The 14,990-nt window shown below is 57.6% G+C and carries 12 protein-coding genes, 2 tRNA genes and 1 rRNA gene; 10 read left to right on the forward strand and 5 right to left on the reverse strand.

Annotated elements, in window-relative coordinates:
- Positions 1-188 precede the first annotated feature (188 nt).
- The 5 genes from BW992_RS06360 to BW992_RS06385 form a co-directional block, all read right to left on the reverse strand.
- Positions 189-264: transfer RNA gene (locus BW992_RS06360), tRNA-Ala, on the reverse strand.
- Positions 265-291: 27 nt separating this feature from the next.
- Positions 292-368, reverse strand: a tRNA-Ile gene (locus BW992_RS06365).
- Positions 369-433: 65 nt separating this feature from the next.
- A 16S ribosomal RNA gene (locus tag BW992_RS06370) occupies positions 434-1,970 on the reverse strand.
- A gap of 615 nt (positions 1,971-2,585) precedes the next feature.
- Positions 2,586-3,806 (reverse strand): CaiB/BaiF CoA transferase family protein, encoded by a 1,221-nt coding sequence (locus BW992_RS06380; RefSeq protein WP_076405801.1) that lies wholly within the window; start codon positions 3,804-3,806, stop codon positions 2,586-2,588.
- A 13-nt stretch (positions 3,807-3,819) separates the two neighbouring features.
- Positions 3,820-5,001: an acyl-CoA dehydrogenase gene (locus BW992_RS06385; RefSeq protein ID WP_076405803.1), complete on the reverse strand. Its 1,182-nt coding sequence runs from the start codon at positions 4,999-5,001 to the stop codon at positions 3,820-3,822.
- 156 nt (positions 5,002-5,157) lie between these two features.
- Between BW992_RS06385 and BW992_RS06390 the strand changes: the two genes are divergently transcribed.
- The 10 genes from BW992_RS06390 to BW992_RS06435 all read left to right on the forward strand — a co-directional run bounded on the left by BW992_RS06390 (position 5,158) and on the right by BW992_RS06435 (position 14,970).
- Positions 5,158-6,072, forward strand: a complete 915-nt coding sequence (locus tag BW992_RS06390) for a LysR family transcriptional regulator (RefSeq protein WP_072459685.1) — start codon at positions 5,158-5,160, stop codon at positions 6,070-6,072.
- A gap of 417 nt (positions 6,073-6,489) precedes the next feature.
- Entirely contained in the window at positions 6,490-7,611 is a 1,122-nt protein-coding gene (locus BW992_RS06395) for a Re/Si-specific NAD(P)(+) transhydrogenase subunit alpha (RefSeq protein WP_076405804.1), read from the forward strand.
- A gap of 15 nt (positions 7,612-7,626) precedes the next feature.
- Positions 7,627-7,950 carry an NAD(P) transhydrogenase subunit alpha gene (locus BW992_RS06400; protein WP_003187010.1) on the forward strand — a complete coding sequence of 108 codons (324 nt, stop codon included), beginning with the start codon at positions 7,627-7,629 and terminating at the stop codon, positions 7,948-7,950.
- Positions 7,950-9,386 (forward strand): NAD(P)(+) transhydrogenase (Re/Si-specific) subunit beta, encoded by a 1,437-nt coding sequence (locus tag BW992_RS06405; RefSeq protein ID WP_072398026.1) that lies wholly within the window; start codon positions 7,950-7,952, stop codon positions 9,384-9,386. Before BW992_RS06400 ends, BW992_RS06405 begins: the two co-directional genes overlap by 1 nt.
- A 199-nt stretch (positions 9,387-9,585) precedes the next feature.
- Complete coding sequence (locus BW992_RS06410) at positions 9,586-11,079, forward strand: acetyl-CoA hydrolase/transferase family protein (RefSeq protein ID WP_072459684.1); 1,494 nt, start codon at positions 9,586-9,588, stop codon at positions 11,077-11,079.
- 318 nt (positions 11,080-11,397) lie between these two features.
- Positions 11,398-11,613: a DUF1127 domain-containing protein gene (locus BW992_RS06415; RefSeq protein ID WP_072398028.1), complete on the forward strand. Its 216-nt coding sequence runs from the start codon at positions 11,398-11,400 to the stop codon at positions 11,611-11,613.
- A gap of 320 nt (positions 11,614-11,933) precedes the next feature.
- Positions 11,934-12,251 (forward strand): DUF2388 domain-containing protein, encoded by a 318-nt coding sequence (locus BW992_RS06420; protein WP_072398029.1) that lies wholly within the window; start codon positions 11,934-11,936, stop codon positions 12,249-12,251.
- A 105-nt stretch (positions 12,252-12,356) separates the two neighbouring features.
- Positions 12,357-12,665 carry a DUF2388 domain-containing protein gene (locus tag BW992_RS06425; RefSeq protein ID WP_072398030.1) on the forward strand — a complete coding sequence of 103 codons (309 nt, stop codon included), beginning with the start codon at positions 12,357-12,359 and terminating at the stop codon, positions 12,663-12,665.
- 26 nt (positions 12,666-12,691) lie between these two features.
- Complete coding sequence (locus BW992_RS06430; protein WP_072398031.1) at positions 12,692-13,012, forward strand: DUF2388 domain-containing protein; 321 nt, start codon at positions 12,692-12,694, stop codon at positions 13,010-13,012.
- Positions 13,009-14,970, forward strand: coding sequence for a DUF7844 domain-containing protein (locus BW992_RS06435; RefSeq protein ID WP_076405806.1), 1,962 nt, complete (start codon positions 13,009-13,011; stop codon positions 14,968-14,970). Before BW992_RS06430 ends, BW992_RS06435 begins: the two co-directional genes overlap by 4 nt.
- The last annotated feature ends 20 nt before the right edge of the window (positions 14,971-14,990 follow it).

Raw genomic sequence — 14,990 nt, forward strand, 5'->3', positions numbered from 1 at the left:
CTCTACGAGCAACTCACAAATTTTACCTTAGCCTGAACCGTTACCAGTGAAAGTAACGTCCAGTCTATCTTTCTATCACATACCCAAATTTTTAAAGAACGATCTAATCAAAAGACTAGAAATCAACATTCATCACCGTTCGGTGGAATGCTCATTTCTAAGCTTTAAACGTTGGTGCCAATCGGTAATGGTGGAGCCAAGCGGGATCGAACCGCTGACCTCCTGCGTGCAAGGCAGGCGCTCTCCCAGCTGAGCTATGGCCCCGTATCGCTACAGGGTACACCATGAAATTGGTGGGTCTGGGCAGATTCGAACTGCCGACCTCACCCTTATCAGGGGTGCGCTCTAACCAACTGAGCTACAGACCCAATCGTCTTCTTCAATGAATCAAGCAATTCGTGTGGGAGCTCATGCAGCAGCTGCTGTCGTCGATTAAGGAGGTGATCCAGCCGCAGGTTCCCCTACGGCTACCTTGTTACGACTTCACCCCAGTCATGAATCACACCGTGGTAACCGTCCCCCCGAAGGTTAGACTAGCTACTTCTGGTGCAACCCACTCCCATGGTGTGACGGGCGGTGTGTACAAGGCCCGGGAACGTATTCACCGCGACATTCTGATTCGCGATTACTAGCGATTCCGACTTCACGCAGTCGAGTTGCAGACTGCGATCCGGACTACGATCGGTTTTGTGGGATTAGCTCCACCTCGCGGCTTGGCAACCCTCTGTACCGACCATTGTAGCACGTGTGTAGCCCAGGCCGTAAGGGCCATGATGACTTGACGTCATCCCCACCTTCCTCCGGTTTGTCACCGGCAGTCTCCTTAGAGTGCCCACCATTACGTGCTGGTAACTAAGGACAAGGGTTGCGCTCGTTACGGGACTTAACCCAACATCTCACGACACGAGCTGACGACAGCCATGCAGCACCTGTCTCAATGCTCCCGAAGGCACCAATCCATCTCTGGAAAGTTCATTGGATGTCAAGGCCTGGTAAGGTTCTTCGCGTTGCTTCGAATTAAACCACATGCTCCACCGCTTGTGCGGGCCCCCGTCAATTCATTTGAGTTTTAACCTTGCGGCCGTACTCCCCAGGCGGTCAACTTAATGCGTTAGCTGCGCCACTAAGAGCTCAAGGCTCCCAACGGCTAGTTGACATCGTTTACGGCGTGGACTACCAGGGTATCTAATCCTGTTTGCTCCCCACGCTTTCGCACCTCAGTGTCAGTATCAGTCCAGGTGGTCGCCTTCGCCACTGGTGTTCCTTCCTATATCTACGCATTTCACCGCTACACAGGAAATTCCACCACCCTCTACCATACTCTAGCTCGACAGTTTTGAATGCAGTTCCCAGGTTGAGCCCGGGGCTTTCACATCCAACTTAACGAACCACCTACGCGCGCTTTACGCCCAGTAATTCCGATTAACGCTTGCACCCTCTGTATTACCGCGGCTGCTGGCACAGAGTTAGCCGGTGCTTATTCTGTCGGTAACGTCAAAACAATTACGTATTAGGTAACTGCCCTTCCTCCCAACTTAAAGTGCTTTACAATCCGAAGACCTTCTTCACACACGCGGCATGGCTGGATCAGGCTTTCGCCCATTGTCCAATATTCCCCACTGCTGCCTCCCGTAGGAGTCTGGACCGTGTCTCAGTTCCAGTGTGACTGATCATCCTCTCAGACCAGTTACGGATCGTCGCCTTGGTGAGCCATTACCTCACCAACTAGCTAATCCGACCTAGGCTCATCTGATAGCGCAAGGCCCGAAGGTCCCCTGCTTTCTCCCGTAGGACGTATGCGGTATTAGCGTCCGTTTCCGAGCGTTATCCCCCACTACCAGGCAGATTCCTAGGCATTACTCACCCGTCCGCCGCTCTCAAGAAGTGCAAGCACCTCTCTACCGCTCGACTTGCATGTGTTAGGCCTGCCGCCAGCGTTCAATCTGAGCCATGATCAAACTCTTCAGTTCAAACATCTTTGGGTTTTGAGAAAACCCTAAACTTGGCTCAGCAATCGTTGGTTACATCTTTGATTTCTCGCGGAGTAACTTGTGATGCTGATAATCTGTTGACTAGCAGTCTGACTCCACAAGCACCCACACGAATTGCTTGATTCAGTTGTTAAAGAGCGGTGGGTTGAGCCTTTCGTCTCAACCGAGGCGCGCATTCTACAGCGCCCCGTACATCTGTCAAGTGGTTATTTTCAGAAGTTTTCAAAGTTTCCTTTGCAACTTCAACCACTTGCGCTTTCGATCTCTCGTCAGCGGGAGGCGAATTCTACAGCGTTAGCCGCTGCTGTCAACACCTCTTTTCCAGCGTCTTCGATCGCGAAGATCGAAGTGCCGACGGGACTTGACTGCAACCCTGTCGACCCCTTCCGGACTTCGATGATTTGAAGTCCTGCACACCCGAAAACTTCATAACTTATTGAATCTCAAGAAGTTTTCCGTTTCGACTGCGCCGGAAGTGGGGCGAATTATAGAGACTCAGAATCTGCCGTCAACCTTTATTTTCTTTTTTAATCAAGGCGTTGCAACAGCGAGCGAAAACGCATCCCAAACCACCTTCTTATAATAGAAGAGAAGTCAAACGACACCGGCTTCTCTAAAGGCCGCCACCGCCGCCTCATCCAACCCCAACACTCGTCGCAGCACCTCAAGCGTATGCTCGCCTAATAAAGGAGGCGCGCTTCGGTATTCCACTGGCGTCTCGGACAGCCGAATCGGACTGGCGACCTGTGGCACCTTACCGCCCAACCCGTGAGGCAACTCGATCGCCAGCCCACGAGCCTGAACCTGCGGATCAGCGAACACCTGTGCCAGGTCGTTGATCGGTCCGCAGGGGACGCCGGCACACTCCAACTGAGCGACCCATTCGGCGGTAGTCTTGAATACCGTCGCCTGACGAATCAGTGGGATCAATATCGACCTGTTCGCCACTCGCTGCTTGTTTGTCGCAAAACGGGGGTCGTCGGCCCAGCGTGGCTGGCCGGCGACCTCGGCAAATTTGCGGAACTGACCATCGTTGCCCACGGTGAGAATGAAATCGCCATCGGCGGTAGGAAAATCCTGATAAGGCACGATATTCGGATGAGCGTTGCCCAAGCGCTTCGGCGCATGACCTGTCGTGAGGTAGTTCATTGCCTGGTTAGCCAGGCAAGCTACCTGTACGTCCAGCAGAGCCATGTCGATGTGCTGTCCGCCACCGGCGTGATCGCGGTGGGCCAACGCCGCCAGGATGGCGGCGGTGGAATAGAGTCCGGTCAGGATATCCGTCAGCGCGACACCGACCTTCACCGGCCCCGCGCCCTCCTCGCCTTCGGGGCGCCCAGTGAGGCTCATCAGCCCCCCCAACCCCTGGATCATGAAGTCATACCCGGCACGCTTGGCATAAGGACCAGTCTGACCAAATCCAGTAATCGAGCAGTAGATCAACCGTGGGTTGATTGCCTTCAGCGAATCGTAATCCAGGCCATAGGCAGCAAGCCCACCCACCTTGAAGTTTTCAATCAAAATATCGGACTTGGCCGCAAGCTCCCGCACGAGCTTTTGCCCCTCGGGCTGCGTAAAGTCGATGGTGACCGATTGCTTGTTGCGATTGGCGGACAGGTAATAAGCCGCCTCGGTCGTATTCTCGCCATTCGCATCCTTCAAGAAGGGCGGCCCCCAGGCACGCGTATCGTCGCCATTGCCGGGGCGTTCGACCTTGATAACCTCAGCCCCCAGGTCCGCCAGGATCTGTCCGGCCCACGGCCCGGCCAGCACCCTCGATAAATCCAGTACCCTCAGGTGCGAAAGCGCGCCCATGGCCGTCTCCTTATCAATAGAACGCCTGGATACCGGTTTGCGCACGCCCCAGAATCAGAGCGTGAACATCGTGCGTACCTTCATAAGTGTTCACCACTTCCAGATTCACCAGATGACGAGCGACCCCGAACTCATCGGATATGCCATTGCCGCCCAGCATGTCCCGCGCCATGCGGGCAATCTCCAGCGACTTGCCACAGGAGTTGCGTTTCATGATCGAGGTGATCTCCACCGCAGCCGTACCCTCATCCTTCATGCGACCCAGGCGCAGACAGCCTTGCAAGGCAAGAGTGATTTCGGTCTGCATATCGGCCAGCTTCTTCTGGATCAGCTGATTAGCCGCAAGAGGACGGCCAAACTGCTGACGATCCAGCGTGTATTGGCGAGCGGTGTGCCAGCAGAATTCAGCGGCCCCCAAGGCGCCCCAGGAAATCCCGTACCGCGCCGAGTTGAGGCAGGTGAAAGGCCCCTTCAAGCCCCGCACATCAGGAAAGATGTTCTCTTCCGGAACGAATACGTTATCCATGACGATTTCACCGGTGATCGAAGCTCGCAACCCGACCTTGCCATGAATGGCCGGCGCGCTCAGCCCCTTCCAGCCCTTCTCCAGCACAAAACCACGGATATCGCCGGCGTCGTCCTTGCCCCATACGACGAATACGTCGGCGATCGGACTGTTGGTAATCCACATCTTGCTGCCCGTCAGGCTGTAGCCGCCTTCGACTTTGCGTGCACGAGTAATCATCGCGCCCGGGTCGGAGCCGTGATTTGGCTCAGTCAGACCGAAGCAACCGATCCACTCGCCGGAGGCCAGCTTCGGCAGATACTTCTGCTTTTGCGCCTCGGTACCAAACTCATTGATCGGCACCATGACTAGCGAGGACTGCACACTCATCATCGAGCGATAACCGGAATCGACACGCTCCACTTCGCGAGCGATCAGGCCATAGCTGACGTAATTCAGCCCACTGCCACCGTATTGCTCGGGGATCGTCGCGCCGAGCAACCCCATGTCACCCATCTCACGAAAGATCGACGGGTCGGTTTTTTCATGACGGAACGCCTCCAAGACCCTCGGCGCAAGCTTCTGCTGGGCAAACTGCTCGGCAGTGTCGCGAATCATGCGTTCTTCTTCAGTGAGTTGCTGGTCCAGCAACAATGGATCGATCCAGTTGAAGCTCGCTTTAACGGCCATGACAAAACCTCGCCAATCGAGTGAGAAATCGTGGATTGATCCTAGGCGCGGTTTCCTACCAGAGCAAACGAGGATTCCGCATGCTGTTGTGCTAATTTCTCACTCCGTAAACGCCAAAGACCTCGTTTACAACATCCATCAGTGAGGTGAGCGTATATGCGTCGGAAGATCCCCAGCACTGCCGCCTTGGTCAGCTTCGAGGCGGCCGCACGTCATGAAAGCTTCACCAAGGCCGCGCAAGAGCTTTCTCTTACCCAAGGGGCCATATGTCGACAGATCGCCAGCCTGGAGGATTTCCTCGGAGTGGAGCTGTTCCGGCGCTCTCGCCGCGGCGTCAAACTCACCGAAGCCGGTATTTCCTATAGCCGTCGGATCGCTACCCAACTGGACGCAGTCGAGCGCGACACGCTTTCGGTGATGGGGCACACCGGCGCGAATGTAATCGAGCTGGCGGTAGTGCCGACATTCGGCACTCAATGGCTACTACCGCGCCTGAAGGATTTCCAGCAGCAACACCCGGAAGTCACCGTCAACCTGACTAACCGCACCCGTCCATTTCTCTTTGCGGACACCGAATTCGACGCGGCTATCTATTTCGGCGATGCAGACTGGTCCGGTACCGAGTCCCACAAGCTCATGGGTGAAAATCCGATGCCGGTTTGCAGCCCCGCTCAGCTGGGTAATCAGACTCACCTGACAGCGGAAGCAATCGCCGAGCTGCCGCTCCTCCAACAAACCACCCGCCCATACGCATGGCGCCAATGGTTCAATGCCCAGGGCCTCAACGTCGCCCGAGACCTGACAGGACCGCGTTATGAACTATTCTCCATGCTTGCCCAAGCAGCCATGCACGACATGGGGATAGCCTTGATTCCACCCTTTCTCATACAGCGCGAGCTGGCGGAAAAACGCCTGGTCGTGGCCAATCCCAACGCGCTGTCGAGCCTCAAGGCGTATTACTTGATGATCCCCGAACGAAAAGTGGAATCGGCATCCTTGCGTGCTTTTCGGGATTGGCTGGTCAATCAAGCGAGGAGCTATCAGCTTGATATACAAGGAAAAGTTATATAATCGAGTCCGGTAGTCAGCTAACCAAAAGCGCTACAGATATAAGTTTTTGTCGCATACAGTCAATCTGTTATGAAATCGGTACAGTAGTCTCAGAACCGTTCAAATACGTGGCTTTGAGCCATATTGCGCAACCCATGTGTGCTCATTCATCCAGCCAATGGGAAATTTTATCGATTTGCGCCTGAATCCTTGAAAAGCACGGCCTGCACGGGATCAAGCCTAGTGATTGCGACATTCAGTCACAGGGTGACTTGTAGTTAATTTTTCGTCACCAGTCATAATCCCTTGATGGGCTGAATTTTCGCCTGCAAAATGCCGCGCCCCGCCTGATTCGGCGGGATCGTGCTGATCCGCCGCCCCAGCAGCACCATCCGAAGTGCCTGGGCTTACTCAATAAGATCACGCAGGAGATTTGACGTGCACATTGGTGTTCCTCTCGAAACCCAAACGGGTGAAACACGGGTTGCTGCTACCCCGGAAACCATCAAGAAGCTGATCGGCCAGGGTCATAAAGTCACTGTTCAAAGTGGCGCGGGCGTCAAAGCCAGCGTTATCGACAGTGCCTACGAAGCAGCAGGCGCGACCATTGGCAGCGCCAATGACGCATTCGGGGCCGAACTGATTCTCAAGGTGGTCGCTCCCAGCGACAGCGAGCTGATGCTGGTCAAGAGCGGCACCGTTCTGGTGGGTATGCTCAATCCATTCAACAACGACATCATTGCCAAGATGGCCGAACGCGGCATTACCGCTTTCGCCCTCGAGGCCGCGCCACGGACCTCCCGCGCCCAAAGCCTGGATGTGCTGTCGTCCCAGGCGAATATCGCTGGCTATAAAGCGGTGTTACTGGCGGCTCATTACTATCCACGCTTCATGCCGATGCTCATGACCGCCGCAGGCACCGTGAAAGCGGCGCGGGTGCTGATCCTGGGCGCCGGCGTGGCCGGGTTGCAGGCGATCGCCACCGCAAAGCGTCTGGGCGCGGTGATCGAGGCTTCGGACGTAAGGCCCGCGGTCAAGGAACAGACCGAATCCCTCGGCGCCAAGTTCGTCGATGTGCCTTATGAAACTGATGAAGAGCGTGAATGCGCAGTCGGTGTTGGCGGCTATGCCCGCCCCATGCCGGCGAGCTGGATGCAGCGCCAGGCCCAGGCCGTGCACGAGCGCGCCAAACAGGCCGACATCGTCATCACCACCGCACTGATCCCGGGCCGCAAGGCACCGACCCTGCTGAGCGCGGAAACAGTCGCACAGATGAAACCCGGCTCGGTGGTCATCGACCTCGCCGCAGCCCAGGGTGGCAACTGCCCGCTGACGGTGGCTGACCAGGTAGTCGTCGAACATGGCGTGACCATCGTCGGTCCGACCAACCTGGCCGGTGAAGTCGCGGCTGACGCTTCGGCGCTGTACGCCCGCAACCTGCTGGACTTCCTGAAGCTGGTCTTCACCAAGGAAGGTCAGTTCGACGTGAACCTGGAAGACGACATCGTCGCCGCGTGCCTGATGTGCCGCGATGGCCAAGTCATCCGTAAAAACGCCTAAGCAGGGATTCAGACAATGGAAGAGCTTATCTCCCCCGGTATCTACAACCTGATCATCTTCGTGCTGGCGATCTATGTCGGTTACCACGTGGTCTGGAACGTTACACCCGCGCTGCACACGCCATTGATGGCAGTCACCAATGCCATCTCGGCCATCGTGATCGTCGGCGCCATGCTCGCCGCTGCGCTGACCGTCACACCACTTGGCAAGACCATGGGCACCCTTGCCGTGGCCCTGGCCGCAGTTAACGTGTTCGGTGGTTTCCTGGTCACGCGCCGGATGCTCGAGATGTTCAAGAAAAAAGCCCCGAAAGCCGTAAAAGAAGAGGCGCCCAAGTAATGAGCATGAACCTGGTAACGACGCTCTACCTGATCGCGTCCGTTTGCTTCATCCAAGCCCTCAAAGGCCTGTCGCACCCCACCACGTCCCGCCGCGGCAACCTGTTCGGCATGCTCGGCATGGCCTTGGCGGTGCTGACCACTGTCGGGCTTATCTATAAGTTGGGCGCCGAGCTCGCAACCGCAGGCATCGGTTACGTCATCGTCGGTCTGTTGGTGGGTGGCACCGCCGGTTCCATCATGGCCAAGCGTGTCGAGATGACCAAGATGCCGGAACTGGTGGCGTTCATGCACAGCATGATCGGCCTGGCAGCGGTGTTCATTGCCATCGCAGCTGTCGTCGAGCCTCAGTCTCTGGGCATCGTCAAGCAGTTGGGCGATTCGATTCCGGCCGGTAACCGCCTGGAGCTGTTCCTGGGTGCAGCCATTGGTGCAATCACCTTCTCCGGTTCGGTGATCGCCTTCGGCAAGCTGTCGGGTAAATACAAGTTTCGCCTGTTCCAGGGCGCACCGGTACAGTTTGGCGGCCAGCACAAGCTCAACCTTATCCTGGGCCTCGCTACGCTGGGCCTGGGCCTGACCTTCATGTTCACTGGCAACCTGGGCGCCTTCGCCCTGATGCTGGCCCTGGCATTCGTGCTGGGCGTGCTGATCATCATCCCGATCGGCGGCGCGGACATGCCGGTAGTAGTGTCGATGCTCAACAGCTATTCGGGCTGGGCAGCGGCGGGGATCGGCTTCTCCCTGAACAACTCGATGCTGATCATCGCCGGCTCCCTGGTGGGCTCCAGTGGCGCGATCCTGTCGTACATCATGTGCAAGGCCATGAACCGTTCGTTCTTCAACGTGCTGCTCGGTGGCTTTGGCAACAGCGCCGATGCCGGCGGCCCGGCGGGCTCGAAAGAGGCGCGCCCGGTGAAATCCGGTTCTGCCGACGATGCCACGTTCCTGCTGACCAACGCCGATACGGTCATTATCGTCCCGGGTTACGGCCTTGCGGTGGCTCGCGCGCAACACGCACTGAAAGAGCTGACCGAGAAGCTGACCCATCATGGAGTGACCGTGAAATACGCAATCCACCCGGTAGCCGGACGCATGCCCGGACACATGAACGTCCTGCTGGCCGAGGCCGAAGTGCCCTATGACCAGGTGTTCGAGATGGAGGACATCAACTCCGAGTTCGGCCAGGCAGACGTGGTGCTGGTGCTGGGCGCCAACGACGTCGTCAACCCGGCGGCGAAGAACGATCCGAAGTCGCCTATCGCCGGCATGCCGATCCTCGAGGCGTTCAAGGCCAAGACCATCATCGTCAACAAGCGCTCGATGGCCAGCGGGTACGCTGGCCTGGATAACGAGCTGTTCTACCTGGACAAGACCATGATGGTGTTTGGCGACGCCAAGAAAGTCATCGAAGACATGGTCAAGGCAGTCGAATAAAACCTGCGCGATTCACCCAAAACGCCCCGACTTGTCGGGGCGTTTTGATTTGTATCAAGCCCATTCGTTACCGATCCGGTAATAATGTTTTGCCTGAAACGCCCGTAATAGACGCCTCAAATGCGACTTTTGTAGCGGGACGGGCACGGAGTGAATTCACTAGACTGCGCATCCTGCTTCCAGCCCGAGATAGCCCCCCATGTACCAAGATCGCATCCGCCTGCCTTCGTTGTCGAATAAAGTGATGAGCGCTGCTGACGCAGCTTTGTTGATCGAGGACGGCATGACCGTAGGCATGAGCGGCTTTACTCGCGCTGGCGAAGCGAAGGCCGTGCCTCACGCCCTCGCCGAGCGTGCCCGGATCTCGCCGCTCAAAATCAGCCTGATGACCGGAGCGAGCCTGGGCAACGACCTGGATAAACAACTCACCGAGGCCGGTGTACTGGCGCGACGCATGCCTTTCCAGGTCGATAGCACCTTGCGCAAGGCGATCAATGCCGGCGAGGTAATGTTCATCGACCAACATCTTTCCGAAACCGTCGAGCAACTTCGCAACGCTCAGCTCAAACTGCCCGATATCGCCGTTATCGAAGCGGTGGCTATCACCGAACAGGGCCATATTGTACCAACGACGTCAGTAGGCAATTCGGCCAGCTTTGCCATCTTCGCCAAACAGGTAATTGTCGAGATCAACATGGCCCACAACCCGAACCTGGAAGGGTTGCACGACATCTATATCCCGACCTATCGCCCAAGCCGCACCCCCATCCCCTTGGTAAAGGTCGATGATCGTATCGGCAGCACCGCCATTCCGATCCCGCCCGAAAAAATCGTTGCCATCGTCATCACCAATCAACCGGACTCGCCTTCCACCGTTCTGCCACCGGACAGCGACACCCAGGCCATTGCCGATCACTTGATCGATTTTTTCAAGCGGGAAGTTGCCGCCGGACGCATGACCAACCGGCTCGGACCGTTGCAGGCCGGGATCGGCAACATCGCCAATGCGGTGATGTGCGGCTTGATCGACTCCCCGTTCGAAGAACTGACCATGTATTCCGAAGTGCTGCAGGACTCTACGTTCGACCTGATCGACGCCGGCAAGCTGAGCTTCGCATCGGGCAGCTCCATCACCCTGTCCAGCCGTCGCAATGCCGATGTGTTCAGCAACCTCGAGAGATACAAGGACAAGCTGGTCCTGCGACCGCAAGAGATTTCCAACCATCCGGAAGTGGTACGCCGCCTGGGCATCATCGGCATCAATACCGCGCTGGAGTTCGACCTGTACGGCAACGTCAACTCCACCCATGTCTGTGGCACCCGGATGATGAACGGTATTGGCGGATCGGGTGATTTCGCCCGCAACGCACACTTGGCGATCTTCGTCACGAAGTCGATCGCCAAAGGGGGGGCAATCTCCAGCGTCGTGCCGATGGTCAGTCACGTGGACCATACCGAGCATGACGTCGATATCCTGGTCACCGAGATTGGTTTGGCCGACCTGCGGGGCCTTGCGCCACGGGAGCGGGCACGGCAGATCATCGACAATTGTGTGCATCCCTCCTATCGCCAGGCCTTGAACGAATACTTCGAAGCTGCCTGTGCCCTGGGTGGGCATACGCCACACATCCTGCGTGATGCACTGAGCTGGCACCTGAACCTGGAAGAAACCGGGCGCATGTTGGCGGTTTGATACAGCTGGAATACCGGTGTCGCGAGTACAGTTTTTGCTGGCCATGAAATTCAATGCAGTCCTGGCAAAATCTGTACTGCTGTACCGGTGTTTTCCTACAAGGTATTCCTACCAGAGCTCCTAAAATAACCAAAAACGCACCAAATAAGTGCGAACAAGTACAGTTGCCTCAATATTGACCAGCACACCCCTATTTAACAGTTAACTGGTCTCGCACAATACAGATGAACTGTATCTACAGAGACTGGCTAAACGAGAGGATCATGGGCACCAGTCAAGCCACTACCTGATCCCGCCAAAAGCGGAAGGATGTCAACCATGGAACGTACACTCAGTTCCGAGCTGTTTTTCGAAGACAAAGCTGCAAAAAACCAGGCTTCCCTGCCTCTTCGCGTTATCGCCAACCTGATGCTGTGGCAGCGTCGCATTGCCAGCCGCCATCAACTGGCTCGTCTGGATTCGCGCCTGCTGGCCGATGCCGGTATCAGCGAAGCACAACGCTACGAAGAGCTGAGCAAGCCGTTCTGGCGCTAACTCAGCGTCGCTGGCCCTGACCCGTCGGGTCCACCGCCAGCATCGAATTGAACAAACAAAACCCGTCGCGGGAAACCGCGACGGGTTTTGTCGTTTAAAGGCGTTTCGATTCACTGAGACCTCGAACAAAACAGTTTAAATAAATTGCACGACAGACCAGTACAGTCAGAAGAGCGGAAGATTAAAGCATCCAAATCTTTTGAGAGCTGCCATCTCTCCCGTTCTGACTTAATATCTGGTTGACCGTGGCGAAGCGAGCCGAGCCTGCGTCTGCTCAGGTACCTGCATCGGCGTCACCCCACAACTCAAGGAGTTTCATCATGATCCGTCTTCGTCTGCTCAGCGCCGCGACCCTGCTGGCCATAGCCGCCCAAGCCAATGCCAGCAGTTTCATCGTCACCACCGATTCCATCGTAGGCGCCCTCAAGGCCACGTCCGACGTGACCTCCGATGCCACCTCCTCGCTGCGAGACAACAAAATCGTTCAGGCGGCCCGTGACGACGCTGCCAGCTTCGTGGCCAGCGAAGGCGCAATCCGCGGCGTCAAGCTGGAAAGCGCGCTGGATTACATCCGTCAGCAAGCCCCACAGTTGAAAGCCACCGACGCGCAATTGGCCCAAGCCATATTGGTGATCTGAGCTACATGAAACATCGGGACGCCAAAGGTGTTCCGATGTTTCAGCGCTGGCTCTGGCCCGCCGGTTTGCGCTAGCCTTCAGGTTCGTCATCAACCGTCGAGTCCCATGCGTTTCCATTCGAATCTGTTCGTCACCGCTGTCTTCACCACTGTCTGCTGGTCCGTTCCGGCCCATGCCCTGGATGTCTCCACCCAACAATTGGTCGCCAGCGGCTACGCCACGAGCATGGTGACCTCAGCGCCCTTCGACCATAAAATAGTCGCCGCCGCCCGCGACGACGCCGCGGCATTCATAGCCAGCGACGGGCAATTGCGAGGTGCACGACTGGAATCGGCCCTGGGTTACCTGCGCCAGAACCAGCCAAAACTTCATGCCAGCGACCTTGAACTGGCACAGGCAATTCTCGTCCAATAGTCATCCTTATCTTTCGGAGTCGTTCCATGCGTAGCCCGCTGATTGCTGCCGCCCTTGGCCTGTTGGTATTGGCCGATATGGCCCAGGCGCATACCCTGGTAGCCACCAGTAACATCATCGTCCGCGCCTCCCAGCGCTCGATCGATTTCACCTCCGATACCACCACTTCCATCCGTGACTCGAAAATCGTGCGCGAAGCCCATGACGATGCCGCCAGCTTCGTTGCCAGCAACGGTGAGATCCGTGGCGCACACCTCGAGGCCGCTTTCGATACCCTGCGTGCCCGCGTGCCGGAAGCCCGCGACGCCAGTGACCAGGTTCTCGCCGAAGCCATCCTCGCATTGTGAGGCGGCTCGCCGCCTGGTTGACGACCGGGGTGCTGCTGCTCATGGGCAGCACCGCCCAGGCCGGCCTGCAACTGCACCTCAATACTGAAGGCTTGAGCCCGGCAGAGCAGCAGGCCAGCCAGGCGCTGCTCGATGAAGCCATGCAGGCCTTGCCGCCGCGCTTCATTGAACAGTTGGATCGACGCATCGATGTCGGCTGGACCGACCAGATGCCAGCCAATGCCTATGGCCAGGCCGCGCTGGTGTCGCAGCTCGACCTCAACAGCAATTTGCTCGAAAGCCTCACTGACGGCAGCGCTGCCACGCAGAAGACCCACCGTCCCCACGGCACCGTTAGGCGGGAATTGCTCGCCACCGTCCTGCATGAGCTGACTCATATCTACGACCGCGCGCGCTTGTGGCCCGATGCCGAACGCACGCAGATCCAGCGCTGTACCCGTCGCACCGCAAGTTCCGGGCTGATCGGCCTGCCTGACAATTGCCGAGGCCAGAACGACCGTCGCTTTACCCTCAGCGATGATCCGCGCCTGCTGGATCTCGCCGGCTGGCCGCAATATGTCGGTCGTCGCGGCGAACGCGAACAGCACAACCGCCAGGTCGCCCGCAGCCCGGATCTCTACGAGACCAGCAGCCCCAAGGAATTTGTCGCGGTCAACATGGAGTACTTCCTCCTGGACCCAAGCTACGCCTGCCGCCGGCCCGCCCTGTATCGCTATTACCAGCAGCATTTCGGCTGGGCTCCTGCTGCCAGGGATACCTGCGCCAAATCGTTCGCGTTTCTCAACGCCGGCAATGATTTCGCCAGGACGCCGCTGGGCAAGGTCGATCCGGAACGCGTCTACGCCGTCGACTACCTGCTGGCCGAAGCCAACCAGAACTGGGTCAGCCGTTGGGGGCACAGCATGCTCCGGCTGGTGATCTGCGCACCGGATCGCCCCCGTGGGCCGGATTGCCGGTTGGATCTGGACCAGCATCTGGTGCTGTCGTACCGGGCGTTCGTGGGCGACGTACAACTGTCGAGCTGGGATGGACTGGTGGGCAAGTACCCTTCGCGCCTGTTCGTGCTGCCGCTGGCCCAGGTGATCGATGAATACACCAAGACTGAACTGCGCAGCCTGGCATCGGTGCCCTTGAACCTGTCGCGTACCGAAATCGAGAAAGTAGTCGAGCATGCCGCCGAAATGCACTGGAGCTACGACGGCAACTATTACTTCCTGTCCAACAACTGCGCCGTGGAAAGCCTGAAACTGCTGCGCAGCGGAAGCGACAACGAGCAACTCAAGGGGCTGGACAGCATCATGCCCAACGGCTTGCTCGAAGTGCTCAAGGGTCGCGGGCTTGCCGACACCAGCGTGCTCGACGACCCCAAGGAAGCGTTGCGGCTGGGCTACCGCTTCGACTCATTCCGCGAACGCTACCAGGCCATGTTCGAAGTGCTGAAAAAGCACTTGCCCATCAAGCAACAGACGGTGGAGGACTGGCTGGCCCTGGACGCCGCAGAGCGTCGCGTGTGGTTCGAAAAGGCCGACCTGCGTACCAGCGCAGCGTTGCTGCTATTGGAACAGGCCAGCTATCGTCGTCAGTTGCTGCTGGCCCAGGATGAAGTCAAGCAGCGTTACCTGGGTGCCCGCGAACTTCAGAACGGCGGTATGGAAAGGGCCAACGCTACGCTGCAACAGATCCTCGCCAATAGCGGCTTCCTCAGTCGTCCTGCAGAACTGCTGGGCAGCAGCGGCTATGGCTTGCCACAACCCAGCGAATGGCAGCGGCTGGAATCGGAAAGCAGCTTGCGTCAAAAGCAGCTTCAGACACTGACCGGGGATCTGGACAAGGAAGTCAGGGCCTTGCTCGAGCCAGGTCGGGCCGCAGAAATCAACGCGAACGAAGCCAACGTCAAGGCCATCGGCGAGCATCTGCGCAAACTGCACAAGGCCGGCGGCGGGCTGGAGTTGCCCTGATTATGTGACGCTCTGAAAGG

Source organism: Pseudomonas sp. 7SR1 (assembly GCF_900156465.1).
Classification (GTDB): domain Bacteria; phylum Pseudomonadota; class Gammaproteobacteria; order Pseudomonadales; family Pseudomonadaceae; genus Aquipseudomonas.

What these genes read in the sequence shown, in the direction of transcription:
- BW992_RS06405 (WP_072398026.1), top strand. Translation starts at nt 7,950, where the DNA reads ATGAGCATGAACCTGGTAACGACGCTCTACCTGATCGCGTCCGTTTGC.
- BW992_RS06400 (WP_003187010.1), top strand. Translation starts at nt 7,627, where the DNA reads ATGGAAGAGCTTATCTCCCCCGGTATCTACAACCTGATCATCTTCGTG.
- BW992_RS06425 (WP_072398030.1), top strand. Translation starts at nt 12,357, where the DNA reads ATGCGTTTCCATTCGAATCTGTTCGTCACCGCTGTCTTCACCACTGTC.
- BW992_RS06410 (WP_072459684.1), top strand. Translation starts at nt 9,586, where the DNA reads ATGTACCAAGATCGCATCCGCCTGCCTTCGTTGTCGAATAAAGTGATG.
- BW992_RS06415 (WP_072398028.1), top strand. Translation starts at nt 11,398, where the DNA reads ATGGAACGTACACTCAGTTCCGAGCTGTTTTTCGAAGACAAAGCTGCA.
- BW992_RS06430 (WP_072398031.1), top strand. Translation starts at nt 12,692, where the DNA reads ATGCGTAGCCCGCTGATTGCTGCCGCCCTTGGCCTGTTGGTATTGGCC.
- BW992_RS06420 (WP_072398029.1), top strand. Translation starts at nt 11,934, where the DNA reads ATGATCCGTCTTCGTCTGCTCAGCGCCGCGACCCTGCTGGCCATAGCC.
- BW992_RS06380 (WP_076405801.1), bottom strand. Translation starts at nt 3,806, where the DNA reads ATGGGCGCGCTTTCGCACCTGAGGGTACTGGATTTATCGAGGGTGCTG.
- BW992_RS06390 (WP_072459685.1), top strand. Translation starts at nt 5,158, where the DNA reads ATGCGTCGGAAGATCCCCAGCACTGCCGCCTTGGTCAGCTTCGAGGCG.
- BW992_RS06385 (WP_076405803.1), bottom strand. Translation starts at nt 5,001, where the DNA reads ATGGCCGTTAAAGCGAGCTTCAACTGGATCGATCCATTGTTGCTGGAC.